Raw genomic sequence first — 24,390 nt, 5'->3', positions numbered from 1 at the left:
ACCTGTTATACAAAGACTGTATTTTTTATCAATGCAATATAAAAAGTTTAGAACAATTACAATATCCTAAACTTTTCACTCTTTAATTTATCTAAGAAAAATTACAACCGAGACTCAAGAAATATGGAATTCGTGTCAACATCCCATTCGCAAAAAATGTGAGGTCTATTACATAATTTCTTGCACAATCTCTGGTTTAGATGCCTAGATCTTTCCAATATTTCATACGCTTTTCATTTGAATAAAGGCTCACATGAACCACTGTTCCCTATCCATATGAAGTCAACGAAAAATAGAAATCTTAGCTAAAAATATTTTTGACAAAAGTTTTAAAACGATTCCAAAGGTTCCAAAACCATGAGGGACTTTCAGAAGACTTCGGAAAAGTTTTAACCGTTCCAGTAATATTGATTCCATTATTTTTAAAATTGTTATTTTTAGGAAATACCCCATTTATTGCAAAATTGTTTAAATTATGACCTTGAAGTGCTTTTTCTAAAGATTTTTCCGTTATTGGAGAGTAACCGCGTGACACTGCTTGGTCAACTTTTTCTTGAACATCAGCGTGCACCGTTGTCCCAATAACAGAGGTAACTGCAAGAGTTGTAATGAGTGTTAAAGCTGCTAGTTTTGAATTAGCTCGTTTCATGAAATGTCTCCTTTTACAAAGTATTAGTTTTTTTAATATGAAGGTTTATAAATTAATTGCGCTAAATATTACAAGATTATAAACATTTGAATAACACTTTAATTATTGATTACTTAAATCCAAATAATCTTTGTATACCGAAACCACGACGTACCCCTTTTTCAATAAATGTTTTGAAAACTGTTTTGAATTTCTTCCATAAGTTCCAAAACCAAGAATCAGACGAATTAGCTGAATCAGCATTCTGACTATTAATAGATTTCAACTCAGTGACCCCAGTATTCTCAATAGGAGTAGATGACGATTCCAATTTCATAAACACTCCCTTGCTCATTGGTTTTAGTTCTCCAGATGAAGTGACATGATAGTCTTGTGCACCAGCAGTTACGCCACCTGCAGTGCTCATCAGAAGAACAAGAGCCATAGCACACAGACCAACTTTATAACTACGTTTTGTTACAATACGTTTCATTTTTGAAATGTCTCCTTTATACAATATTCGCCCTTTTTTAGACAATGTAGTGCCAGTATAGCACAAAAAAATAATGTAAATCCCAACTTTAGAGAAAGATTAGATAAAAAACCATTAAATTCCAAAAAATAAAAATATTAATATAAAAACATAGAAATAGGATACGCTCCGTTCAAGAGAACCTTGTCTCGAATAAGCGAAGCAATAAAAAAGAATATCTCTAAAAAATTTAAAACCCTCTATTTTCACAGAGGGCATACTATTTTGAGTTATATTATTAAAGTTATGAATGTATAGATGAAAAAGATTTTTAAGAGGGTAATATATAGAAAATTAAAAATTTAAGAAAGATTAATGAAGGTATGAAGGATTTGCAAATTTAATTGACTAAATATTACAAGAATATAACTCTAAATAGTAAACATTCTACTTAACACCATCCAACTCCACGACAGAATGCTTCCCAGAATGTTTTTACACTACTCCAAAAAGAATTAAACCATGATTTGGTTTCAGACGGTTTAGTTGTAGAATTATTCACAGGTTTCAAAACTATGCTCCCCTGTGCAAAAGACTCCGCTGGAGCTTCCAACAGCCTATACACTTTGGTATCACCTCGGGTTTCGACACTGTAGGTCTCCGTACTTGCATGTGCAGTTGCGCCACCTGCAGTGGTCATTAGCAAGGCCAAAGCCATGGCACTCAAACCAATTTTATAACTACGTTTTGTTACAAGTTGCTTCATTGTTGAAATATCTCCTTTATACGATATTCGTCTCTACAAATGATAGTATAGCACAAACAGACAACTCAAATTCCAACTTTAGAAAAAGGTTAGATAAAAAACTATAAAACTCCAAGATATGGAAATATTAATATAAAGACAAAAATACACATGCAATGTTTGTGGTTCAAAAAACTTGTCTCGAATAATTGTGGTAATAAAGAAAAAATGTCTCTAAAATGTTTAAAACCCTCTATTTTCATAGAGGGCATACTAATTCAAGTTATATTATTAAAGTTATGAATGTATAGATGAAAAAGATTTCTAAGAGGGTAATATATAGAAAATTAAATAATTTAAGAAAGTTAGTGAAGTATGAAGGATTTGCAAATTAATTGACTAAATATTACAAGATTATAACTCTATGTTACTTACTAACTTTGAGCCCAGTTAGTCCCACAGAACAACATAATGCATTCCAGAATGTTTTTACATGTCCCCAAAATGAACCAAACCATGATTTTTGTACAGAAGGATCCATTTTTTGATTGATAGACTCTAATTGGTTAACTCCATTATTTTGAAAAGACTTATTTAGAGCGGGCGTTGCTACAAGGACACTATTTCCTCGTTCTGAAATAGTACCTGTTGATGTTAGTCGTTGCTCTGCATTTACAACTGCACCACCTGCAGTAGTCATCAGCAATGCAAGTGCCATAGCGCATGCACCAACTTTATAATTACGTTTTGTTACAATATGTTTCATGATGAAACATCTCCTTTGTATAGATATTTGCTTCCTCCTATCGGAAACGTAGTAACAGTATAGCACAAAAAAATAACTCAAAAACCAACTTTAGAAAAAGATTATATAAAAACCAGAAAACTACCTGAAAAAAATGAAAACGTTATACAAAACGTAGAGAAAATGATACTATTTCGCTCATTTCACTTATCCCTATCAATTTTCAACATGATAAAGGATAGCAATACCTCTTGTTGAAATTTTCTCTCACATCCAACTTAATGTTATATATAATCCATTCAAATATATAACAACTGATATGGATTATCAGAATAGCAAAAGGCATGCCCTTAAAAATATAAGTTACATGCCTTTTCACAATTTTTGTCAAATTCATAATGGAAAAAGAACCTAGATTCATTCAGAAATTATACTTATTGTACTGTTACAACCAACTTTATGTCTAAGAATAATCGTTTACAACATACTACACTAATTTACTCGCTGCTGCTTGGTCGAGGATGAGGATGACATTGTCATGGTTTTGGAGGACGCTTGCTGGGACATCTTCTGTCACTGCCCCTTCCACAGTCGCCTTAATGGCGTCAGCTTTTTCCTGACCATAGGCCATGAGAACAATGGTCTTGGCTGCCATAATGTTGGCGATGCCCATGGAGATAGCTTGTTTTGGTACATCTTCTGGATTGTCAAAGAAGCGGGCGTTGGCTTCAATGGTTGATGGCGCCAATTCAACCAGATGAGTCTGACCATCAAATGGAGCACCTGGTTCGTTGAAACCGATATGGCCGTTGCGACCGATACCCAAAATTTGGAAATCAACCGGATGTTCAGCCAAAATTTTATTGTAACGTTCTGTTTCAGCAACTACATCTGTCGCCAAACCATTCGGTAAATAAGATTTCTTAAACGGTTTGTCATTGAAAAGATTTTCCTTCATAAAATGAATATAGGATTGGTCGCTCTCCTCACCTAGACCAACATACTCATCCAAGTTTACAGATGTCACATTCGAAAAGTCTAAATCTGACTCACGAATCAATCTGTAAAATTCTAACGGACTGGAGCCTGTTGCCAAACCTAATACCTTGGCACCTCCGTTCAATTTTTCTCTCAAAATGTCTAATGCTACAGTTGCTCCTTCAACTTGATTATTTACTACATGAATTTTCATAACACACCTCTTTGGTCTATACCATTTCTTTTTTTCTTTATTATATGGTATAGACCAATTTTTGTCAAGAATTTATACTTATAGAGTATTACATTAGCACGAATAATTTTAATTCTCTTCCCATCCATCAAGACTTAAGTGTCTAACTATGATATAATACATTTATGACAGATGTGCTTTTTTACTTATTTTTTATTGGTATTCTGTTCTGCCTTACTGGCTATTTTATTTCTAAATCAAAGGTCCTAAAATTTATTTTCTACTTGATTGGTAGTCTATTGGTGGCTTTGCCATTTGCCCTATTGATTTATTTTACCTATATTTTATTTTAGTCTAAGGAGTGAATATGAATACTGCAGATTTTGATTTTGATTTACCCGAAGAGCTTATCGCTCAAGTGCCTCTTGAAAAGCGCGACAGCTCTAAACTATTGATCCTCGACCGCGAAAAACGGAGCATGGTTGACAGTCACTTTGACCATATCATTGACCAGCTGAATCCCGGCGATGCTCTGGTCATGAACAATACACGTGTTCTGCCTGCCCGTCTCTATGGCTACAAGCCTGAAACTATGGGACATGTTGAGCTTTTGCTTTTGAAAAATACCCAAGGTGATCAGTGGGAAGTACTTGCCAAACCAGCAAAACGTCTGAAGGTCGGTACCACAGTCGCTTTTGGTGACGGACGATTAACTGCTACTATCGTAGAGGAATTAGAACACGGTGGAAGAATTGTTGAATTCTCCTATGAAGGAATCTTCCTTGAAGTCTTGGAAAGTCTAGGCGAAATGCCACTTCCACCTTACATTCATGAAAAATTAGAAGACCGTGAACGCTATCAAACAGTTTATGCCAAGGAAAACGGCTCTGCCGCAGCTCCAACTGCTGGACTACATTTCACCCAAGAATTACTCGAAAAAATCGAAGCTAAAGGAGTGAAACTAGTCTATCTGACTCTTCACGTTGGGCTTGGGACCTTCCGACCAGTCTCTGTTGATAACGTTGATGAGCATGAAATGCACTCGGAATTCTATAACCTATCGGCAGAAGCTGCTCAAACCCTCAATCAGGTCAAAGATAACGGTGGCCGTATCGTCGCAGTCGGCACGACATCCATCCGCACCCTCGAAACCATCGGTAATAAATTTGATGGCCGTTTGGAAGCTGATTCTGGTTGGACAAATATCTTCATCAAACCTGGCTACACCTTCCGAATCGTTGATGCCTTCTCAACCAATTTCCACCTGCCAAAATCTACTTTGGTTATGCTAGTTTCTGCCTTTGCAGGTAGAGAATTTACCTTAGATGCCTATAAACATGCTGTTGAAGAACGTTACCGCTTCTTTAGTTTTGGGGATGCAATGTTTATTCAATAGGCTGTTATCACCAATTTATTCTGAGTTCAGATTTTATTTTCCTTACATCTCAAGGAGGGCCCTATGAACAAGATTGAAAGCCGCCATCAGCTAATCCTGTCTCTAATCATGGAGAAGAAAATACATACCCAGCAGGAATTGCAAGAATTACTAGAGGTCAACGGAGTCTCCGTCACCCAATCTACCCTCTCCCGTGACATCAAGATGCTCAATCTTGTCAAAGTCAACGAAGATGATTCTTCTCACTATGTCATCAACCCCATTGCTCCTACTCGCTGGGAAAAACGACTGCGACTCTATATGGAAGATGCTTTGGTCATGCTAAAACCTATCCAACATCAAGTGGTGCTCAAGACCCTACCTGGATTGGCCAACTCATTCGGTTCTATTTTGGATGCCATGGAAATTCCTCAAATTGTAGCGACCGTCTGCGGTGACGATGTCTGTCTCATCATTTGTGAAGATGTCGAGGGGGCACAAGCTTGCTTCGAGCACTTGAAACAGTTTACTCCACCATTTTTCTTTAGTAAATTATAAAAATTTGTGTTCACAAACAAATACTTAATTTTAAAGATAATTTTTCAAATAAATATCAATAACTTCCCTTTATACTCATAAACGAAAATCTCCCGTAATAAGATTTATTACGGGGGATTTTTAGTAGCCTATAAAAAATTATCCTGTTATTCATAGCCTTCTAGTTTACTTTTTGTACAAGGCAATGAGCTACATGCTATACTTGGGTACGGCAAAGCGAGTGAAAGAAAAACTAAATGACTATATCATTACAATTAGAAAGCCCTAAACATTCACTCAAATGGCTATGTTACTCCTCTTTCCTCCGACGAATAGCAGCTGCTAGGCCGATAAGTCCAAGAAGAGTGAATCCAAGACCATCTACTGCGCCTGTATTTGGCAATTCTTTCTTCTGAGAAGCTACTTGCTTGGAATTTGACTGCTCACTGCTTGGTTTTGATACAAGGGATAAAGGTGTGACAGATGGTCCATAGTTTGATGTCAGGTATCCCTTAAAGGCAGGGCGTGGTTCTGCTTGGACACTTTTTCCTTTAGCAGTAATCAGAGGTAGCTTGCCTTCTGGTAAGGGCTCCGCTTTGACGCTGTCTCCTTTTGCTGTCACAGGAACTAACGCTTCACGCGCTGCTTTTACTTCTGCCAAGTAACCATCAACAAACGCTTGGTTATTTCTACTTAGTTTCCAATCAATCTTGTTCAAGACCTCTTTTAAAGTCGCCACGCTCTCTGGTGTATAGGAATTTAAATCAGTAGGAATCTTCCCAACTTCTTCTCGCAAATCTCGGTACTCTGCCCAAAAATAATCAGAATTGTTTTCCGTAAAACTGTGCAAAAGTTTTTTAATTGAGTCATAGCTGTAAGGCTTGCTTGGGTCATCTGCCCATACCGCAACCATGCTACCGATAATGGGTACCTTAGTATTCTCAGATTTCGGTACTTGATCAAACCTTGTTGATTTAGTTCCTCGAAGACCTTGATCAAGGTTATACCATCCCAAACCTTCTGCTTCACGTCCAATAACATAGTACCAAGCATCATTTGTATTAAGAATTTTATGCCCTTTTTCATGAAGGAATTTTGAGGAAGCAACATCATATCCTCCCCAACCTCCTGTCCAGAAAGAAGCAATAATGTCTTTATCAAAAGTACCCGAACTAGTATCGTGGTTATAATAGATACCATCATTGAAAGCCATTGGCTCTAAACCATGCTTCTTGACGATAGCTGCTAAATCATTGGCATATTGAATAAACTTACCATAATCACCTTGTGTCTGAAGAATGTGCCATCCAGAAGCATTTGTAGCATCGTTAGCATACTCATCTAAGCCAATATTGAAAATTTTAGATTTGCCTGCAAAGTAACTAGCATATTTATCAATTAAGGCTTTAGTAAAAGCAACTGCTTGGTCATTTTTTAAATCAACTGTACGTGCAGATGTTTTGCCATTATAACTAAATTTTGGCGATTTTATCCCCAATTCTTCCATTGCTTCTACAATCGCATCCATATGACCTGGGCTATTGATAGTTGGAATAATGGAAATATTTTTTTCCTTAGCATAAGCAAGAATATCATCCATCTCACTCTGACTTAAGGTTGTACCGTTTGGATCGTCATAATAATGCTTATTACCATTTATTATTGCTTTTCTAACTGCTTCACTGTCATACACCTTATCTCCAACGGTCAAATTCATATCATCTAATAAAAATCTCAGACCATCATTTCCCAATAAGAGGTTCATATCCGTGTAACCATAAGAAGAAATTAAATCAATAATCTCCTTTATCTGATTTACAGAGAAATACTTGCGACCGGCATCGAGTGAAAAAACTTTGGACAAAGCTAGTTTTTCTTGATCAACAATAGGTTTTTCTGGTTCTGCTTCAGGATGAGCAGCTACAAAAGTTACTTTTGCTAACTGAACATCACTGGCTTGCAGGCCTTTCTCTGTTCCATCTTCCAACTTATAGGAAATACCTTTGACCGTTGGAAAGACGATTTTCACAAATTTAGTACCTTTTCGAATGTTGCGAATATCAAATGTAGTGCGTGCATAAGCTGGGGTTGCTTCTACAAAATTATCCACTACAGTAACATTCTCTTTATTCCAGCTTTTGCCGTCAACAGATGAATACACAGTGAAGTCAATTTCACCGTCTTTTGCATTTATCAAATGTTTGCGAACAGATTTTCCTTCATTAGCCCCTGCTTCTTTATTATAGACAGAATAGTCTTCAAGTGTTTTGTAATAAGTTGTTAAGTGCAAAGCCTCTGGATTAGCAATCTTGTAAACTAGTGCATTTTCGCCATCACCATCAGCATAGAGCCTGCTTGTTTCGTAACGTGGTTGACCTCCATAGTAGAAATTATTTTTGTTTTCATGAGCTGCTTTCCCGTTAGAGACTGTTACGAGGTGACCAAGTTTTTGCTGCGGCTTAATAACATAATCATTAGGCTTGGCATCATCTAGATTATCAAAATGTACCTTACTTTGATCTGCTTTTTGATAAATTCGAACCCAATCAACCAAGTACTCACTATCCTGTTTAGTCATGTTGCGTTTGTAATCAACATCACCAACCCAGCCATCACCAACTTGGGTTTCCAGTATTGGGAACATAGGGCGGGTGTGCATACCATCCCTATCCTTACCACGGTTGGTTTGAAAAACAAATTTTCCATCAATATACCATTTGATGACATCTGGAGTCCATTCGACTTCGTAGACATGGAATTCCTGACTCCAAGCTTCGTAATTCTTATAAGCTGAGCCATCAGATTTTTTATTTTTTGCCAAAATACCAAAATGGTTAGTTGTCCATGCATCCCATGGATTTTGACCAAGGTATTCCAAAACGTCAATTTCGTCATGCCCGGTCTCATCCTGTGCCAACATCCAAATAGCAGGCCAGATTCCCTTAGAGTCATTTACCTTAGCTCGAACAGCCATTCGACCAAATTGGAAAGAATACTTATCTTTAGATTCTAGGCGACCAGAAGACCATGTTACTTTATCTGGTAATTCTTTATCATCATACCGATCGTGCCCAACTGCTTCAACCAAAGCTTTTTTATCCTTATGGTTCGTGCTACGGATAGACAAATAGCTCTTGTCGCCATCTTTTTTGATAGAAACTGCTTTACGATTGTATATAGCCGCATGATTCCACATGCCATCAATAATTTGCCATTTACTTTCATCAATCTTGTCGCCATTAAATTCATCAGACCAGACTAATGTATCGTATTCAGATTTTGGTGGAACATATTCTGGAGCAGATTCGTCATAAGATTTTCCTCGTCCCATAATCTGAATTTCTGAATAGCGAAGAGGAGTATCGTCTACGCGAGTACCTCTAAAGCGAACATAACGCGCTTTAGAGTTCTTCGGAGTTTTAATCGTTATAATCTGTTCCTTGTCAATGGTGAAATTTTCATTCTTATAGATTGTATTATAATTATTACCATCATTATAATCATCATCCAAATCTATCCGGAAATTACGATACTCTCCAGGAGCTAACTGAACCTTGATTTCCTCAATAGTATAGACATTTCTAAATTCATATTGAAGATAGGCCTGGTTCCCTATTGATTCTTGAGTAGTATAATTCTCGTCGAACTTTCCATCGTTAATGGCTTCTGGATTAGTTGGAGCCTTACCATAGAAATATGGTTTTTTTAATTTAGCGAGGTTGACTAGCTCGGTTTGTGGTTCTTCATTCGTACCAGCATCTGCTTCAACCTGCGCCAAGACTTCTATCTCGTTAAAGAGAACGCCATTACTATATCCCTTCCAGGAACTGTTTGTATTTTGGATATAATGCCCCCGTCCCCAAATACGAATATAACGAGCATTGATTGGTGTTGGCAATTGGATGACTTGAGGCTGTCCTTTATTCGCAACTGTTTCTTCTACATCTGCCTGTTTGAAAATGACTTCTGTGGTTTCAGGAGAAAAATCTACACTTGTAGACAATTCCACTTTAACATCTTTAAAAGTAGACACTGCATTATCATAAGTATTACGATGAATTTTTACAGTATGGACGGGAACTTCCTTTTCAAAATCATACTGAACGTAAACATGATCCCACTTGGAGTAACCGTTATCTGATTCGCCAGTTTCTTTACCAGCAATGATTTTGGTATTGCTATTGGCATCATCGCTACTACCGTAAGCACTCCCATCGGTAGCTGCATCTGGATTTTTTATAGAAACAGAAGGGACCGTTGATAATTCCGAAACCATCTGATGCTGGCTGTTAGTTACGGGCTTTTTCCCTTCTACCACATTTTTATCAGCTACTTGTGATTCCTCCTGTTTTTCTTCTGGAGTTGAAGGTTCTGTTTCAGTTGATGGAGTAGCTTCCACAAGTGGTCTTGCTTCAATAGCAGGTGGAGTTTCATTGTTAATTGCTACTGGTTCTCCCTGAGATACCTCCTCTGCTGCAACGGTCTGTCCTGCCCATACCAAAAAACTGGTACAGATGAGAAGCTGACCAAGGATGACTTTTTTCGTAAACTTACCTGTTTCTTTTTTCATTATTTCCTCCTATAAAGTCTGCAAGTTTATCCTACCTATAGCCAAAATAAAGCAGTTTGTAAACCTTTTTAGCCTCGTATAAGACTCAAAATTCAGTTTACTGGTTGATGTGCGATCGCATTTTCTGTCACAAATATAACATGTAAGCGTTTTATTGTAGAATAGTCTAACTTGACTTATTCTATATGCAGATGGGGTCTATTTTTAAAACAGCATATAATAAGTCACACTTTCATATATTTTTGTCCACTTCTTGTAAACAGTGACACATTTCTATCTCATCTTTTTAATGTTATTCTTCATAAAAAAAGCCCTCAGATATTTCACTAAGAGCTTTTAAACTGTATTTTAATATTCAATGCTGATAATGGCTATTCCGCAGCTAAACGATAGACTGCCTCAGCATAAATATCCATTGTTTTATATAAGTCTTCTAATGGCATGCGTTCATTTTCCTGATGCTCTGTTTGTTCTGTATCTGGGAAACATGCACCAAAGGCCACACAGTTTGGCATAGTACGAGCAAAGGTAGCCCCACCTGACGAGATTGGCTCGCTTGTCAAATCTCCTGTCTTATCTTGATAAACAGACATGAGGGTAGATACCAGCTGGCTGTCTAATGGCACATACAAGGAAGCAAGGTAGTCGTACTCTTCGTAGGTCAAACCACATGATTGCGCTTTGGCTTGTAAAGTAGAAACTAGGGCTTCTTTATCCGCAGTGACAGGAATACGAATGTCCAAGCGAATTTCTGATTTTTTTGCGCTAATGGTTAGACCTGCAATATTGAAACTGAGTGTCCCTGATGGTTCATCAGTCACATCACCAAAAAGCTTAAATCCTGTAGCATCTTCACCAACTGCATTGACGATAAAGTCCAAGGCTGGATGGCTTTCGAAATGTTCCAAGGCCTTTGCCAAACGAACGATGGCATTGACCCCCTCGGCAGCATCCTTGGCGTGCCGCGAAATACCAAGAACCGTTACTTGATCATCTTTTGTTTCATAATCAAAGCCTAATTGATCTAATTCCGCAATAACTCCTGCTAATAAATGACCAGAATAGCTTGCCTTGGCAGGTACTACGTTATAAGCAGTTCCCGCTTCGATACTCAGACAAGGGTGACCTGGACCATGCAATTTGGCCTGTAACAATCCTTTTTCAGCATAAGTCAAAGGGAAGGAGGAATCTGGTGCAAAGCCCATAGTTGCCACTTCTTCCAACTGATTGTAGCGGTTCATACACCGCCATAAGGTCTCTTCATCTGTTCCAAAAATGAAACGAATCCGCTTGTTAAATTGGACTCCCGCATCAAGAAGTGCTTTTACTGCAAATAAGGCTGCCATCGAAGGGCCTTTATCATCCTGAACCCCGCGTCCAATAATATAATCTCCCTCTACCACAGCCTCAAAAGGCGGCGTCTGCCATTGACTAAGATCACCAGCAGGTACTACATCTAAGTGGCAAAGGATTGCTAATAATTCTTTACCTTGCCCAATTTCAGCATAGCCATAATAGCCAGCAGGGTCTAAATAAGTTTTAAAACCCATTTTTTCTGTCAAAGCCAACGTGTGCTCCAGAACATCCTGAATCGCTTGACCAAATGGCGTATCTGCCTGATGTTCTTGCAAAACAGAAGGAAAAGCAACCAGTTCTTGGATGGCTTGAATACATGCCTCCTGATGCGATGACTGAATAAAACTTGTTCTCATTGTGTCCCCTTTCAACATAATAAGATATGATATATTTTCTAGCACTATTCTATCATAAAAGGAAAAACTGAGCCAAATTTTATCTGTATTCATGATAAAATCTGACCCAGAATTTCGATTAGAAGAATGTCGCAATGACCAAAATAGCTATGGAGGCAATCATGATGCCTACGATTAACTTACCTACAAATTTATACCAAGTACCAATTTCAACACGACCAAGTGCCAAGGCTCCCATTACAATACCTGATGTTGGAGCTACCAAGTTCAAGAGACCTGATGCAGCTTGGAAAGCTGTGATAACCAAGCTCGCTGGTACATTTACAAACTCACCAAGAGGTGCCATGATACCCATAGAAGCCCCTGCAAGACCTGATGAAGATGGAATCAAGAAGGACATTGGTAGGTAGAAGAGATAGGTCAAAATGATGAATACTTGTGAAGATAAACCTTGCAATCCTTCTTCACCCATGTGGAGAATAGTGGCAGTAATCATACCATCGTTCATGATGACTTGAATACCACGCGCGATAGCACAAATCAAAGCTACGCTGAAAATATCAGCCGCACCGAACATGAAGGATTTTACCAAACGTTCTTCACTCATACCATAAACTAAACCAACTACAATCCCTGCAATACCAAAGAGCATTGCTCCTTCTGGGAAGTACCAAGTACCAAGAGCAGCTGTTGAAGAACCAATCACTTGACCGATGAACGGAAGACCAATCAACCAATCTTTAAATTGTGTAAAGATAGTAACACCCAAGTCTTCCCATGGTATAAAGCTACAAATCATGAGAACAAATGTTAATACAAATACCCAGAGAACACGTTTTTGAGCTGGTGATAATTCTGCATTCACTTCTTGAGTTGCTGTTACATTAAAGTGTTGCATGTCCGCTTCACGTTGTTTATAAACCAAGGACTTAGTCGGATCGTTTTTCACTTTCTCAGCATAGTTGGCTACAAAGAGAACCCCCATCAAGAGAATAACAACGAAGAAGACAAAGCGCCAAATCATACCGTCCGCAACACTTACACCTGCCGCGTCAGAGGCTACAACTGTCGCAAATGGGTTTACAGTAGAAGCCAAACAGCCGATTTGAGAACCTAGCAAGATGATGGCTACACCAGTAATACTATCAAAACCAACCGCCATCATAACAGGAACAAGGAGCGGGAAGAAAGCCATTGTTTCTTCACCCATACCATAGGTTGAGCCTCCCAAGGCAAACAAAGGCATGAGGATGTAAATCAACATTTTTTCACGACCTTTGAAGCGTTTTACAATAGAAGCAATCCCTACATCAAGTGCACCTGTTTCGTTAACTACACCAAGAAAGGCCCCAACCATGATGATGAAGAATGCTACGTTAATCGCTGCTTCAGTCGCACCGTGACCAAGCATGGCACGAACTGGAGCCATAAAAACATCGTAAATCCCTTGTGGATTTTGAGCAACCTTCTCATAGGTACCAGCCACCAAACGTCCGGCTTCATCAACCTGATACTGACCAGCTGGAATAATCCATGTCATCACTGCCATAAAGGCAATAATGAGCATCAATATTGTATAAGACGAAGGCAATTTAAAGCCTTTTTTCACTTTTTCGCTCATCGCAAAAACCTCCTATAATATTTTGAAAGTTTATCCCCTATTTAAGGGAAATTGTATCCGTAATAACCGTATCAAATATCCACCTATCTTCAAGAGATGTCTATCTCCTTCAGTCTATTATCTGAAATCATTGCTTATAGATAGATACTTGATAGGAAATGGATGAGAGGGGAGGGAGCTTAGAAGCCCAGACCTTCATGTTTAGATTAAAGGGAACCCTTGTGGGACTATCAACACTTCCACTCCCCTAACTCCATCAATAAATAACCCGTCTAGTTTAAAAACTATATTTGCATGCAGAGTCCATCAATAAATAGAAGCCTCAACGATACATACAGCTGCTTAGCCTTTGACAATGATAGTGCCGCTATCGGATTCAATCAAAGCGCCTAAGTTTTCTAATGAGGTAATGACTGCTTTTGATTGCGGCTTATTGTTTACAAAAGCAATAGCTGCTTCAACTTTCGGTAGCATGGAACCTGGTGCGAATTGATTTTGTTTGATATATTCTTCCAATTCAGCCACGGTAACGGTTTCTAATTTTTCTTGGTCTGGTTTGTTGTAGTTAACAAAGACATAATCTACACCTGTCAAGACGATAAACAAGTCTGCATCAACCAATTCTGCCAAACATTGAGAAGCAAAGTCCTTATCGATAACTGCTTCCACACCGGTCAGGGTGCCATCTGCTTCTTGGACAACTGGAATACCTCCGCCTCCAGCAGCTACGACTACCTCACCTGCATTGAGAAGGGTACGAATGGTACCAATTTCTTTGATTCCTACAGGTTTTGGCGAAGCAACGACTTTGCGCCAGCCACGACCGGCATCTTCTTTGAAGGTTGCACCAGTCTTTTCTGCTTCTGCTTTCGCTTCTTCTTCTGTATAGAATGGTCCAATCGGCTTGGTCAAATTTTCGAAGGCGGGATCATTCTTATCTACGATAACCTGGGTCACAACAGATGCTACATCTTTTTCAATGCCTTCCTTGAGCAATTCATTTTCCAAGGCATTTTGCAACCAGAAACCAATTGAACCTTCTGTCATGGCTACCAAACTGTCTAGTGGAAAAGCTGGGTTCTTTTCCGAATCAGCAGCAAGGTTTTGAAGAAGTAAGTTTCCAACCTGAGGACCATTACCATGTGTGATAATAAGGTCATCCCCATTTTTTATCAATTTTACAAGGTGCTTGGCTGTTTGTACCAAGGCCTCTTTTTGTGCTTTAGCCGATGGGTCGGACGATAAAATGGCATTGCCACCCAAGGCTACTACAATTTTACGATTTGCCATATCTCTTGCTTTTTCCTCACTTTCGCGAAATAGTAATCGCTTACACATCTATCCTCAAAATAAGGGGGCTGGGTGCCAGCCCCCGGAGGTTGCGATGCGTTATTAGATAGTTAATTATTACACACGTGGAACAAATGGATCCCCTAAAGTAGCCGCCATCACTGCTTTAATAGTGTGCATACGGTTTTCAGCTTGGTCGAAGTGACGAGCATATTTGCTACGGAATACTTCGTCTGTTACTTCCATTTCTTCTACGCCGAATTTTTCAGCGACATCTTTACCATAAACAGTGTTTGTATCATGGAAGGCAGGCAAGCAGTGCAAGAAGATGAGATTTTCATTTTCTGCTTTTTTCACCAATTCCATATTCACTTGGTATGGTTTCAAGAGGGCAACGCGTTCTGCAAATTTATCTTCTTCACCCATTGATACCCAAACGTCAGTATAAAGAACATCTGCACCTTTGACTGCTTCGTCAGCATTATCAGTAATGAGAACACGTGCTCCACTTTCTTTCGCAAAAACTTCAGCCAAGGCAACTACTTCTTCTTCTGGGAAGAGTTCTTTTGGAGAGAAGATATGGACATTGACACCAAGGATAGCACCTGTCACCAAGAGAGAGTTGGCAACGTTGTTACGACCATCACCACAGTAAACCAGAGTCAAACCTTCCAACTTGCCAAAGTTTTCTTTGACAGTCAAGTAGTCCGCCAACATTTGAGTTGGGTGCCATGCATCTGTCAAACCATTCCATACTGGCACACCAGAGAATTCTGCCAATTCTTCCACCATTTTTTGACTGAAACCACGGAATTCAATACCGTCGAACATACGCCCCAAAACTTTAGCAGTATCTTCTGTAGATTCTTTCTTACCAAGTTGGATATCATTTGCACCAAGATATTCTGGATGGGCACCAAGGTCAATAGATGCTACTGTGAAGGCAGCACGAGTACGTGTTGATGTTTTTTCAAACAAGAGGGCAATATTTTTACCTTCCAAATAACGGTGTGGAATATTGCGTTTTTTCAAATCTTTCAAATGAGCTGAGAAATCAATCAACCATTCCAATTCTGCGCGTGTGAAATCTTTCTCTGCAAGGAAATGTCTACCTTTAAATACGTTTGTCATTGTCTCTTCTCCTAATGTTTAAATAAATTTTGTCAATGTCTGGCACCATTCTCCATCTTCTTGATAAACTTCAGAAGTTGCTTGGTAGCCAACTGACTCATAAAAAGTCTTTGCAGTTAACTCCGAATGTATATTCAACTGATGAAAGCCTGCTTCACGTGCATAAGCTTCCAAAGAGCTGATAATCATTTTTCCATAGCCTTTTCCACGAAAATTCGGTAGAGTGGCTATTCGGGTTAGACGAGCTTGACCAGGACCGACAGGAAGAAAACGTCCCGTTGAAACAGGCTCTTCACCAATAAAGAGATTGGCGTAAACTCTTCCTTCCGTATCATTCTGGTCAAATTCATCTTCCTTTGCAATACCACGCTCAAGGACAAATACCTTATAGCGGACATAGATAGAGGCTGCGCGTTGCCATTCTTCCGAACCGATTGTTGTTCGTTCTATACTTGGCATTAGATGTCTTCCCGTTCAAACGGCATTGACATACAACGAGGTCCACCACGACCGCGAACCAATTCGCTTCCGCCAATCTTAATCAAACGAAGCCCTTTGGACTCGAGGATAGCATTGGTAATCGTATTGCGTTTGTAAACAACTACCACACCTGGTGCAATAGTCAATGTATTTGAACCATCATTCCATTGCTCACGACCAGCAGCAACCATATCACCGCCACCACAACGGATTAATTCTACTTTTTCAAGACCAAGGTTCGCAGCCAAAAGTTCTGCCAAGTCACCATGTTCTTCTTCAATATGAAGCGTGTCATTTTCATAGGTTACAGAGAAGACACGAAGGTCACCTTCAATTTCTGGGTGGATAGTAAACTTATCATAGTCAACCATGGTAAATACTGTATCCAAGTGCATGAATTTACGGTTGTTAGCAAATTCGAATGCCAATACTTTCTTGAAGCCAACATGCTGTTCAAAGATATTTACCAATAGTTTTTCAATTGATGCAGCGTCAGTACGTTGTGAAATACCTACTGCCAAAACATCTTTTGAAAGAACCAATTCGTCACCACCCTCTATACGAGTAGTTTCTTCACGATTGTAAACCAATGGAACTTTTCCACCATATTCTGGGTGATGAGTGAAGATGTATTTACCATACAAGGTTTCACGGTTCCGTGTTTCTGAATACATGTGGTTAAGAGAAACAGCATTACCAATCGTAGCAAATGGATCCCGTGTGAAGTAAAGGTTTGGCATTGGGTCTATTGCAAATGGGTAAGAGGATTCAACCAAATCTGTCAAACCTTTTTCTTCAGCAGGGATTTCTGGCAATTCTGCCTTTTGAATACCGGCCATCGTTTTCTCAACCAGTTCTTGATTATCTTCAATAGACAACAACAACTTGCGAATTGCCTTCTTAGTCGCCCGACCACGAATGTTAGCTTCTTCGAGATATTCATCAATAAATTGTTCACGAATTTCAGGTGTAACAAGTGACTCAGCAGCTAATTTTTCCAAGTAGAGCACTTCGACACCTTCATCACGAAGAGCTTGAGCAAAGGCATCATGCTCTTTCTGTGCATCTTCTAAGAATGGAATATCATCGAAGAGTAGGCGTTCTAGGTAGTCAGGCATAAGGTTTTCAATTTCCTTACCTGGTCTGTGTAACATAACTTTTTTCAGCTTACCAATTTCTGAAAAAACATGAATTGGATGGTTTGACATGATCTGTCCTCCTTGTAGATTTATACATGATGGGAAACGAGGAGGACCGTACGCTTTCCTGCCTCTCATTTCCTCTTTACATCCATAGTTTAACAGAGCAAAAAAACAAAAACTTGAAAACGCTCACATTTATTTTGAGAAATTCTTCACATTTTTAACCTTATTTATAAATAATTATCGATTATATCGCCTATATTCTGCATAATTCTCTCCGTTATATCATTATATGAATTTTTATTTTTTTATAAAAAAACAGAAACTTCAATGAGTTTCTGTCAAATTTTCTAAGAAATAATCAATATCTAAATAAGTTAACTGTTTATGGCTATAAGCAATTTTACCATCCTGCTTCAGTTGCTTCAAAACATGGCTAACCGTTTCCCGTGTCGTAGCTGCTAAACGCGAAATCTCTTGAATATGAATTTCAAATGGCAAGGTAGCAAACTGATCGCGCTGGCACATATCCCAATAAAGAAGAGCCAAGGCTTGAACGACTCGATCTGATGCCTTGGAACGCATCGCATTTCGCAAGCGCAACTCTTGAAAACGAAGCACTTTGGATAATTTTTGACAGATATAAGCCATTTGACTCGGATTTATCTTCGACAAGGTTTCAAACAAGACCATCGGTACAATAAAATACTCTAGGTCCGTTATGGCAATGGCAGTATAATGATAAGGTTTGTCCTGAAACATATCTCCAAAAGGGAAGGCACCGCCCTGCCGAATATAGTCCAAATACGTAAAACTATCCGTCTCATCATATTGCTCAATCCGAGCATAGCCCTTATACAATACAAATAGATAATCTCTAGGATCCTCTGCGTAAAAAAAGATTTGCCCCTTAGGAATCTTTCGAAAACGAATATGCTTAGCTAATTGATCAAAGCTATCACGTGTCAAACGTTCAAAAGTTGGATGTGCCCTTAGATAATCATATTGTTCGTTGCTTATCATCAAAACTCCTTTCTAGCTAAAGTATCCTTCTATCTATTTTAACATATATTAACGTTCTATGCTAATCATTACTGAAAAATTCATAAAACAGGATCATTCCAGTGAAGAAGATTGCTATCACAGCATACAAAAAACCGGTCCTCTCGAACCAGTCTTAGTATCGTCGAATGGATTAACTTTCAGACAAGGAACTGAGGTGCAAGCAATACTAGAGTACGGCAAGCCGAAAGTAACGATGTATCAAAGTTAATTCAAATGTCTATAACATTCTATGTATACCTATCTATTCAGTCAATTCATCCGCAATCTTATTGATTTTCCGCAAACGATGGTTGACACCACTTTTAGTGATCGGTACCGTTAGACTATCCGCCAATTGCTGAATGGAATAGTCTGGATGCTGAATTCGCAACTGGGCAATCTCCTGCAAGTCACCTGACAACTGATCTAGACCGATAGTATCCATAATTTTGATAATATTATTGATTGTTTTCATACTAGCATTGACCGTCTTTGCAATATTAGCGGCTTCCGCATTTGTAGCTCGATTTAGGTCATTGCGAGCCTCACGAAGCAATTTAACATTCTCAAATTCTGTCTTTGTCTCTTCTGCTCCAATCACCAAAAGAAAATCCATAATGTCCTCTGCACGTTGCAGATAGGTAATGGTTCCTTTACTCCGCTCAATAACCTTGGCGTCCAAGAGAAATTTCTGCATCAGATTGGCCAGGTCATTGGCATGGTCACTATAGACAGAAGCTATTTCAAGCTGGTATTTTCCTTTTTCAGGATCCTTAACAGAGCCTGCCGCTAAAAATGCTCCACGAAGATAGGCTTGACTCCACGAATCATTTTCCAAAACCAAGGGGGAAATCCCCGTCTCTAATCCAAAGAAGCTATCAGCCAAATGCAAATCGTTCAATATCTCATTCACGCCGTCTTCTATCAAAACTGCATACACACGATTCTTTTTGAGATTAGGTTTTTGATGATGGCGAATCTCAGCCTTAATTTGGTAGAAATGGAGTAACAGTTCATAAATGTGACGGGCAATCTTTGCATTTTCCGTGCTGATAGAAAGAGTCAAACCTGATGAAGCTAAGCCCAAACTACCTGATAATTTGATAATAGCAGATAGCTCGCTCTTATTTTGGCTAGACTGAAGCAGCAATTCTTCCTTTACTTGTACTGTAAAACTCATGGTCGCACCTGCAAAATCTTGAGCAACTCTTCTACTACCAAGTCACCATCATGGAAAGCTCCGCCATTTTCCAAACGAAGAAAATTCGAAGAAATCACACGATTAGCCTGTTTTTGTAAACCTGCAAAATCGTGTTTTACCTGTACCAAGTATTCATCAAACTGATTACTATTCATATACTCTTGTGGAACTGGCTCAATATTGACCAAAACTGTATCAATGAATTGTTCAGCTAGGTGAGCATTGAGGACCGCCACATGGTCTGCATCTGAGAAAAACTCAGTCTCTCCCCGTTGGGTCATAATGTTGCACACATAGGTCACTTCAGCCTTGGTTTCTTTTAGGGCTTTGCCAATGTCAGAAATCATCAGATTCGGCAAGATTGAGGTAAAAAGAGAACCCGGTCCAAGTACAATCATGTCACTTTCCATAATCGTTTCAACTACCTGACGACTGGCTTTCGGTTCATCATCATTATAAGAATTTGTCACGTAGACATGATCAATCATCCCATTATGCTTGGAAATCTTGCTCTCACCTGCTACCTCGGTCCCATCTGTAAAAATAGCATGAAGGGTCAAGGCCTGTTCGCTAGATGGATAAATCCGCCCTGTCGTATGGAAAAAGCGCGTCAACAACCTCATCGCATTGTAGGTTGAACCCTGCATTTCTGAAATACCAGCAATGATGAGATTCCCTAGTGGATGACCAGCCAAGGGGCCATCTGAATCCGCAAAACGATACTGGAAAATTTGTTCATAAAGTTTGGGCATATCCGACATAGCCAATAGGACGTTACGCAAATCACCTGGAGGGGTCACCTGCAAAGCCTGACGGATTTCCCCCGAAGATCCTCCGTCATCAGCTACCGTCACGATAGCGGTAATCTCTACATCCTTATCCCGCAAACTCTTCAAGATGACTGGAATACCAGTCCCGCCCCCGATAACTGTAATCTTTGGTTTTCTCATGAGCGGTTGACCGTCTCCTTCCGTCTGTCCTTATCACGATGACTACGATTGACATTCCAATTTTTCTCTAAATCGTCTGCCAAACGTTTAGCAAAGGCTACGCTTCTATGCTGACCACCCGTACATCCAACGGCAATCGTTAGAACTGATTTTCCTTCCTTCTGATAACCAGGAAGAATCGGTTCTATCAAGTCGAGCAAATGACTATAAAACTCTTCCGATTCTTGATGCTCCATGACATAGTCAAAGACAGGCTGATCTAGTCCTGTAAGATTCCGTAATTCTAACTTGTAGTAGGGATTTGGTAAGAATCGAACGTCAAAAACTAGGTCTGCATCCAGAGGTAATCCATATTTGAAACCAAAGGACATCACTTCTATGCGAAACGACGGTTGATTATCTTGACTAGCAAACTGCTCCGAGATTTCCTTACGCAGATTACGAGGAGTCAGCTCTGTCGTATCAATAACATTTTGACTCATATTTTTCAAGGGAGCCAAAAGTTCACGCTCTAGCTGAATCCCGTCCAAAACACGACCATCAGCCGCCAAAGGATGGGAACGACGAGTTTCTTTATAGCGAGCAACCAATTCACTATCCGTTGCATCCAAGAATAGGACTTTAAAATCTAAATCCTCTGCCCCCTCAATCTCATCCAACACCTCTCGAATCTCCGAGAAGAAGGAGCGACTCCGCATATCTACAACAAGAGCAATCTTATTGTTATCCTGACTATGGCGAATCAACTCTAAAAACTTTGGCAAGAGAGTCGGTGGCATATTATCAATGGTAAAATAACCCAAGTCTTCAAAAGACTGAATGGCTACCGTCTTACCAGCTCCAGACATCCCTGTCACAATCACTAAATGGAGTTTGTCCGACATGACATTCCCTCCTTTTCTCTTCTAATCAATAACTGCAATAACTTCAATCTCAACCTTAACATCACGTGGCAAGCGAGCAACTTCCACCGCTGAACGAGCTGGAAAATCTGCTGAGAAAGCTGTTTTATAAACTTCATTAAAGGCTACAAAATCATTCATATCTTTTAGGAAACAAGTCGTCTTCACCACATGGTCAAAGTCTGTTCCTGCTTCTGTTAAAATTGCTGCGATATTTTTCAAGACTTGCTCAGTCTGCTCCTGAATGGTTTCACCAACCACTTCACCAGTTTCAGGTGACAAAGGAACTTGACCAGAGGCAAAGAGGAAATTTCCAACAACCTTCCCTTGAACGTATGGGCCAATTGCTGCAGGGGCCTTATCTGTGTGAATGGTTTTCATCTGATTATCTCCTTTTTATCATTCTACTGATATTATACCAAAACACTAGCCTAATCAGCCAGTTTTCGCGTTGTAATAGTAAATCTCCAGCTTAGGAAGATTGCTCGCAAGAGCAGGTCAATCAAAATCGACAGCCAGACGCCAGCAATTCCTAAACCGAACATCTGACCTAAGACGATAACACCTAATACGCGCTGCCCCCACATTCCTATCATTGTGGAGTAGAGTGGCGACTTGGTATCCCCCAAGCCCTGCAGAGCGCCAGCCATAATCAAAGAAACCGCAAGGCCTGGCTGGTTGAAAGCATCGATCCGTAAGGCTGTGACGACTTGTTTGACGGCTTCTAGGTCTTTGGTAAATAGCAGAGCAAAACTTGGAGCTCCGAAAAATAAGATGGTACCGAGCAGAGACATGATGGCTACTCCATAGGCAGAGCTGAGAAATGCGACTCGTCTAACTGTGAGGATGTCCCTCTTTCCCAAGGCTTGACCAATCAAAACCGCTGCCGCTGTCGCAAGACCATAGGCTGGCATATAGGTAAAACTCTCGATATTGCCTGCAATCATGTGAAAAGCATAGACAGTCGTCCCCAGCCCCACAATCAAACTGAAATAGACCACCTGTCCCAACCGCATGACCAAGCGTTCCAAGGCTGCAGGTATGGTCAAATCCACCATTTCCTTAGGACTTCCGAAGTGGAACAATTGTTTGAGATCAACTGCCAAGTCAGTCTGCTGTACTTTTCGGTAAAGCAAGACAGTACCAAGCAAGCGAGCTAAGACAGTTCCCAAGGCCGTCCCTACAATCCCCAAACCTGACCAAGAGCCAATACCAAAAATCAAGAAATAGTCCAAGACCACATTAAAACCATTGGTCAGAAGACTGATTTTCATAGGGGAAACCGTATCCCCAGATGCCCGCAGGATTGTTCCCAAAATGGTCATCAGAGCTTGGAAAATCGTCAAGCCACCAACCCAGTAAAAAAATGCCTGGGCGCCAGCCAAACTCTCCGCATCTGCTCCCATCAAGACCAGCATCTGTCGCCCGAAAATAAGGGATAGTAAACCCAATAGCAGACCTACACCTACTGAAAGCACTAAGGCTTGACGGACATGAAAGGTAAGAGATTCCCTATCTCCTGCGCCAATAGACCGAGCAATCAAAGCCGTTGCCCCAACTCCCAAAGCCATATAGACCGCCAAATAGACATTCAAAATCGTATTGGCTAACCCACTGCCGTCACCGCTACCAGCCCCAGCTATGCAATCAAGAGGGTATCCACAAAACCAACTAAGGTCTGAAAGATATTTTCCACCGTCGCAGGAAAGGCCAAACGAATAATTTCTTTTCCTAAACTTTCTTGCTTCATTTTCCTCTCCACAGATTTATTTAGAATAATTATAAATAAAATTCAGTGAAAAAGCAAGAAAACAGGAAGTGGGGAAGAACTCGATAAGTCAAAAAGGAGTTCATCTCCCCACCCCCGCATAGCTCCAAAGGTTCGGGGAACCTTTGGAGCTTGGAGATAAGGCGAACTCCGTTCGCTTCAGTCGTATAGGTCAGATTTGGAGTGGAAAACACGAATTGCTGAGATTTGCTTCGCAAGCCTTATCTCCAACCTTTTTACCTCGCTTTTCTGTTTCAAGGCTCGGGCTGAAACAGTTCCCAGAACTGTTTCACTCCACTGAACTGTTAAAGCCAATCAACCTCTGCGCTGAGATGTTGACACGAACTCTGAAAAGTGCACCGATACCGAGCCTAGTTACCTAGAACTTCACTTTTTATAGATTTCTTTCCGGTGCCCGATTTCAAGAGCTAGGATGACCATTTTATTATCAATAATATCGCAAATCACACGGTAATTCCCTACTCTATACCGCCACAGCCCCTTATAGTCTCCTACCAAGGTCTTCCCAAATTGTCTTGGATTCTCCAAACCGTCCAAACGTTTTTTCAAATCCTTAGCAAGCATCATCCCCACATGCCTGTTCATTTTTTTCAACTGCTCCAAGGCATCATCGCTGAGAACAAGTTTATAAGCCATCTTCTAACTCCGCAAGAACATCATCAATCGAGTGTGTAACAGGATTTTCTTGGAATTTCTTCAAAGCCTTGATACCAATTTCATAGTCCAACTGGTCTTCTATCTGTTCAGCAAGTGCAGTTTTGAATAGCTCAGACAGGCTTTTTCCTGTATGAATGGCATAGCTTCTGAAGATTTCTTCTTCTGCATCGTTTAACCGCAAGGATACAATTCCCATCATTCCACCTACTTTCTTCTTGTAATACATTG

At 39.8% G+C, this 24,390-nt stretch carries 21 protein-coding genes and 1 pseudogene; 2 read left to right on the top strand and 20 right to left on the bottom strand.

The window, feature by feature from the left end; all coding sequences use genetic code 11:
- Positions 1-301 precede the first annotated feature (301 nt).
- From ODU50_RS08255 to ODU50_RS08235, 5 genes are all read right to left on the bottom strand, one after another.
- Positions 302-649 (bottom strand): hypothetical protein, encoded by a 348-nt coding sequence (locus ODU50_RS08255; RefSeq protein WP_029752239.1) that lies wholly within the window; start codon positions 647-649, stop codon positions 302-304.
- 109 nt (positions 650-758) lie between these two features.
- Positions 759-1,121, bottom strand: a complete 363-nt coding sequence (locus tag ODU50_RS08250) for an SSU0592/SSU0593 family protein (RefSeq protein ID WP_105105963.1) — start codon at positions 1,119-1,121, stop codon at positions 759-761.
- A gap of 430 nt (positions 1,122-1,551) precedes the next feature.
- Complete coding sequence (locus tag ODU50_RS08245; protein WP_044762979.1) at positions 1,552-1,866, bottom strand: SSU0592/SSU0593 family protein; 315 nt, start codon at positions 1,864-1,866, stop codon at positions 1,552-1,554.
- Positions 1,867-2,272: 406 nt separating this feature from the next.
- Positions 2,273-2,611 (bottom strand): SSU0592/SSU0593 family protein, encoded by a 339-nt coding sequence (locus tag ODU50_RS08240; protein WP_105153414.1) that lies wholly within the window; start codon positions 2,609-2,611, stop codon positions 2,273-2,275.
- A 466-nt stretch (positions 2,612-3,077) separates the two neighbouring features.
- Positions 3,078-3,782, bottom strand: a complete 705-nt coding sequence (locus tag ODU50_RS08235) for a glucosamine-6-phosphate deaminase (RefSeq protein WP_023370745.1) — start codon at positions 3,780-3,782, stop codon at positions 3,078-3,080.
- Positions 3,783-4,128: 346 nt separating this feature from the next.
- Between ODU50_RS08235 and queA the strand changes: the two genes are divergently transcribed.
- Positions 4,129-5,157: a tRNA preQ1(34) S-adenosylmethionine ribosyltransferase-isomerase QueA gene (gene queA / locus ODU50_RS08230; protein WP_024400857.1), complete on the top strand. Its 1,029-nt coding sequence runs from the start codon at positions 4,129-4,131 to the stop codon at positions 5,155-5,157.
- A gap of 63 nt (positions 5,158-5,220) precedes the next feature.
- Entirely contained in the window at positions 5,221-5,694 is a 474-nt protein-coding gene (locus tag ODU50_RS08225) for an arginine repressor (RefSeq protein WP_002941715.1), read from the top strand.
- 289 nt (positions 5,695-5,983) lie between these two features.
- Here ODU50_RS08225 and ODU50_RS08220 read toward each other — a convergent pair whose 3' ends face one another.
- From ODU50_RS08220 to relB, 15 genes and pseudogenes are all read right to left on the bottom strand, one after another.
- A complete protein-coding gene (locus ODU50_RS08220; RefSeq protein ID WP_105153413.1) occupies positions 5,984-10,243 on the bottom strand; it encodes a family 16 glycosylhydrolase in 4,260 nt (1,419 codons plus the stop codon).
- 371 nt (positions 10,244-10,614) lie between these two features.
- Positions 10,615-11,955, bottom strand: coding sequence for a dipeptidase (locus tag ODU50_RS08215; RefSeq protein ID WP_105153412.1), 1,341 nt, complete (start codon positions 11,953-11,955; stop codon positions 10,615-10,617).
- A 118-nt stretch (positions 11,956-12,073) separates the two neighbouring features.
- Positions 12,074-13,576 (bottom strand): YfcC family protein, encoded by a 1,503-nt coding sequence (locus tag ODU50_RS08210; protein WP_024396021.1) that lies wholly within the window; start codon positions 13,574-13,576, stop codon positions 12,074-12,076.
- 342 nt (positions 13,577-13,918) lie between these two features.
- Entirely contained in the window at positions 13,919-14,866 is a 948-nt protein-coding gene (gene arcC, locus ODU50_RS08205) for a carbamate kinase (RefSeq protein WP_002941719.1), read from the bottom strand.
- 117 nt (positions 14,867-14,983) lie between these two features.
- The gene (gene argF / locus ODU50_RS08200; protein WP_002937241.1) at positions 14,984-15,997 is read right to left on the bottom strand and encodes an ornithine carbamoyltransferase; all 1,014 of its coding nucleotides are present in this window, start codon (positions 15,995-15,997) and stop codon (positions 14,984-14,986) included.
- A gap of 18 nt (positions 15,998-16,015) precedes the next feature.
- Positions 16,016-16,456: a GNAT family N-acetyltransferase gene (locus tag ODU50_RS08195; protein WP_002941721.1), complete on the bottom strand. Its 441-nt coding sequence runs from the start codon at positions 16,454-16,456 to the stop codon at positions 16,016-16,018.
- Positions 16,456-17,685: an arginine deiminase gene (gene arcA, locus ODU50_RS08190; protein WP_014638192.1), complete on the bottom strand. Its 1,230-nt coding sequence runs from the start codon at positions 17,683-17,685 to the stop codon at positions 16,456-16,458. Before arcA ends, ODU50_RS08195 begins: the two co-directional genes overlap by 1 nt.
- A gap of 261 nt (positions 17,686-17,946) precedes the next feature.
- Entirely contained in the window at positions 17,947-18,642 is a 696-nt protein-coding gene (locus tag ODU50_RS08185; protein ID WP_014638193.1) for a Crp/Fnr family transcriptional regulator, read from the bottom strand.
- A gap of 283 nt (positions 18,643-18,925) precedes the next feature.
- Positions 18,926-19,843 carry a DNA-binding protein WhiA gene (gene whiA / locus ODU50_RS08180; protein ID WP_024378986.1) on the bottom strand — a complete coding sequence of 306 codons (918 nt, stop codon included), beginning with the start codon at positions 19,841-19,843 and terminating at the stop codon, positions 18,926-18,928.
- Positions 19,840-20,814 carry a YvcK family protein gene (locus ODU50_RS08175; RefSeq protein ID WP_002937257.1) on the bottom strand — a complete coding sequence of 325 codons (975 nt, stop codon included), beginning with the start codon at positions 20,812-20,814 and terminating at the stop codon, positions 19,840-19,842. The genes whiA and ODU50_RS08175 overlap by 4 nt, the downstream gene beginning before the upstream one ends.
- Positions 20,811-21,698, bottom strand: coding sequence for an RNase adapter RapZ (gene rapZ / locus ODU50_RS08170; protein WP_024413015.1), 888 nt, complete (start codon positions 21,696-21,698; stop codon positions 20,811-20,813). The genes ODU50_RS08175 and rapZ overlap by 4 nt, the downstream gene beginning before the upstream one ends.
- 21 nt (positions 21,699-21,719) lie before the next feature.
- Entirely contained in the window at positions 21,720-22,097 is a 378-nt protein-coding gene (locus tag ODU50_RS08165; protein ID WP_029171852.1) for a RidA family protein, read from the bottom strand.
- A gap of 50 nt (positions 22,098-22,147) precedes the next feature.
- A pseudogene (locus ODU50_RS08160) lies at positions 22,148-23,466 on the bottom strand (MATE family efflux transporter).
- A 405-nt stretch (positions 23,467-23,871) separates the two neighbouring features.
- The gene (locus ODU50_RS08155; protein ID WP_105153408.1) at positions 23,872-24,141 is read right to left on the bottom strand and encodes a type II toxin-antitoxin system RelE/ParE family toxin; all 270 of its coding nucleotides are present in this window, start codon (positions 24,139-24,141) and stop codon (positions 23,872-23,874) included.
- Complete coding sequence (gene relB / locus ODU50_RS08150) at positions 24,131-24,358, bottom strand: type II toxin-antitoxin system RelB family antitoxin (protein WP_002938604.1); 228 nt, start codon at positions 24,356-24,358, stop codon at positions 24,131-24,133. Before relB ends, ODU50_RS08155 begins: the two co-directional genes overlap by 11 nt.
- Positions 24,359-24,390 lie beyond the last annotated feature (32 nt).

This window comes from Streptococcus sp. 2020WUSS084, assembly GCF_044427445.1.
Lineage (GTDB): Bacteria > Bacillota > Bacilli > Lactobacillales > Streptococcaceae > Streptococcus > Streptococcus suis.
This window is presented reverse-complemented; position numbering and strand designations above follow the sequence as displayed.

What these genes read in the sequence shown, in the direction of transcription:
- ODU50_RS08210 (WP_024396021.1), bottom strand. Translation starts at nt 13,576, where the DNA reads ATGAGCGAAAAAGTGAAAAAAGGCTTTAAATTGCCTTCGTCTTATACA.
- ODU50_RS08185 (WP_014638193.1), bottom strand. Translation starts at nt 18,642, where the DNA reads ATGATAAGCAACGAACAATATGATTATCTAAGGGCACATCCAACTTTT.
- ODU50_RS08175 (WP_002937257.1), bottom strand. Translation starts at nt 20,814, where the DNA reads ATGAGAAAACCAAAGATTACAGTTATCGGGGGCGGGACTGGTATTCCA.
- arcC (WP_002941719.1), bottom strand. Translation starts at nt 14,866, where the DNA reads ATGGCAAATCGTAAAATTGTAGTAGCCTTGGGTGGCAATGCCATTTTA.
- ODU50_RS08195 (WP_002941721.1), bottom strand. Translation starts at nt 16,456, where the DNA reads ATGCCAAGTATAGAACGAACAACAATCGGTTCGGAAGAATGGCAACGC.
- queA (WP_024400857.1), top strand. Translation starts at nt 4,129, where the DNA reads ATGAATACTGCAGATTTTGATTTTGATTTACCCGAAGAGCTTATCGCT.
- ODU50_RS08215 (WP_105153412.1), bottom strand. Translation starts at nt 11,955, where the DNA reads ATGAGAACAAGTTTTATTCAGTCATCGCATCAGGAGGCATGTATTCAA.
- ODU50_RS08235 (WP_023370745.1), bottom strand. Translation starts at nt 3,782, where the DNA reads ATGAAAATTCATGTAGTAAATAATCAAGTTGAAGGAGCAACTGTAGCA.
- rapZ (WP_024413015.1), bottom strand. Translation starts at nt 21,698, where the DNA reads ATGTCGGACAAACTCCATTTAGTGATTGTGACAGGGATGTCTGGAGCT.
- ODU50_RS08155 (WP_105153408.1), bottom strand. Translation starts at nt 24,141, where the DNA reads ATGGCTTATAAACTTGTTCTCAGCGATGATGCCTTGGAGCAGTTGAAA.
- ODU50_RS08250 (WP_105105963.1), bottom strand. Translation starts at nt 1,121, where the DNA reads ATGAAACGTATTGTAACAAAACGTAGTTATAAAGTTGGTCTGTGTGCT.
- ODU50_RS08245 (WP_044762979.1), bottom strand. Translation starts at nt 1,866, where the DNA reads ATGAAGCAACTTGTAACAAAACGTAGTTATAAAATTGGTTTGAGTGCC.
- relB (WP_002938604.1), bottom strand. Translation starts at nt 24,358, where the DNA reads ATGGGAATTGTATCCTTGCGGTTAAACGATGCAGAAGAAGAAATCTTC.
- argF (WP_002937241.1), bottom strand. Translation starts at nt 15,997, where the DNA reads ATGACAAACGTATTTAAAGGTAGACATTTCCTTGCAGAGAAAGATTTC.
- ODU50_RS08165 (WP_029171852.1), bottom strand. Translation starts at nt 22,097, where the DNA reads ATGAAAACCATTCACACAGATAAGGCCCCTGCAGCAATTGGCCCATAC.
- whiA (WP_024378986.1), bottom strand. Translation starts at nt 19,843, where the DNA reads ATGAGTTTTACAGTACAAGTAAAGGAAGAATTGCTGCTTCAGTCTAGC.
- arcA (WP_014638192.1), bottom strand. Translation starts at nt 17,685, where the DNA reads ATGTCAAACCATCCAATTCATGTTTTTTCAGAAATTGGTAAGCTGAAA.
- ODU50_RS08255 (WP_029752239.1), bottom strand. Translation starts at nt 649, where the DNA reads ATGAAACGAGCTAATTCAAAACTAGCAGCTTTAACACTCATTACAACT.
- ODU50_RS08220 (WP_105153413.1), bottom strand. Translation starts at nt 10,243, where the DNA reads ATGAAAAAAGAAACAGGTAAGTTTACGAAAAAAGTCATCCTTGGTCAG.
- ODU50_RS08240 (WP_105153414.1), bottom strand. Translation starts at nt 2,611, where the DNA reads ATGAAACATATTGTAACAAAACGTAATTATAAAGTTGGTGCATGCGCT.
- ODU50_RS08225 (WP_002941715.1), top strand. Translation starts at nt 5,221, where the DNA reads ATGAACAAGATTGAAAGCCGCCATCAGCTAATCCTGTCTCTAATCATG.